The organism is Streptomyces sp. NPDC058877 (assembly GCF_042742855.1).
Taxonomy (GTDB): domain Bacteria; phylum Actinomycetota; class Actinomycetes; order Streptomycetales; family Streptomycetaceae; genus Streptomyces.
On the sequence record NZ_JBHYMF010000412.1, the window covers coordinates 1 to 1,240 of the forward strand.

The window sequence follows — 1,240 nt, forward strand, 5'->3', positions numbered from 1 at the left end:
GGGTTGTTGCGCTGGCTTCGCAGCACAACCAATCCTGGAAGAAGCAGTAATCTTGAGTTGTGTGTATCACACACGAGAATCCAACTTGTCGCTTTGGATCGCGGCCGGTGCTGTCGCACGGCGCAGATCTACAAGGCAGACTTGTTATAGGATCAAGCCTTACGGGCAATTAGTATCAGTTAGCTGAACGCATTACTGCGCTTACACACCTGACCTATCAACGTCCTGGTCTCGAACGACCCTTCAAGGGGATCTAGTCCCCAGGGATATCTCATCTTAAGGCGAGTTTCCCGCTTAGATGCTTTCAGCGGTTATCTCTTCCGAACATAGCTACCCGGCGATGCCACTGGCGTGACAACCGGTACACCAGAGGTTCGTCCACTCCGGTCCTCTCGTACTAGGAGCAGCCCCCTTCAAATATCCAACGCCCACGGCAGATAGGGACCAAACTGTCTCACGACGTTTTAAACCCAGCTCACGTACCTCTTTAAATGGCGAACAGCCATACCCTTGGGACCGGCTACAGCCCCAGGATGAGATGAGCCGACATCGAGGTGCCAAACACCGCCGTCGATATGAACTCTTGGGCGGTATCAGCCTGTTATCCCCAGAGTACCTTTTATCCGTTGAGCGATGGCCCTTCCATACAGAACCACCGGATCACTATGACCTGCTTTCGCACCTGCTCGACTTGTCGGTCTCGCAGTTAAGCACGCTTATGCCATTGCACTATCAGCACGATTTCCGACCGTACCTAGCGTACCTTCGTACTCCTCCGTTACGCTTTGGGAGGAGACCGCCCCAGTCAAACTGCCTACCATGCACTGTCCCCGACCCGGATCACGGGCCAAGGTTAGAACCTCAAACAAACCAGGGTGGTATTTCAAGGACGGCTCCACCGAAACTAGCGTTCCGGTTTCATAGCCTCCCACCTATCCTACACAGATCGGTTCAAAGTCCAATGCAAAGCTACAGTAAAGGTTCATGGGGTCTTTCCGTCTAGCCGCGGGTAGATTGCATCATCACAAACACTTCAACTTCGCTGAGTCTCGGGAGGAGACAGTGTGGCCATCGTTACGCCATTCGTGCAGGTCGGAACTTACCCGACAAGGAATTTCGCTACCTTAGGACCGTTATAGTTACGGCCGCCGTTTACCGGGACTTCAATCAAGAGCTTGCACCCCATCATTTAATCTTCCGGCACCGGGCAGGCGTCACACCCTATACGTCCACTTTCGTG

At 53.3% G+C, this 1,240-nt stretch carries 1 rRNA gene; it reads right to left on the minus strand.

What is annotated here, in order from left to right:
• Window positions 1-148: 148 nt before the first annotated feature.
• Window positions 149-1,240 (minus strand): 23S ribosomal RNA (locus ACFW2Y_RS35950); the annotation flags it as partial.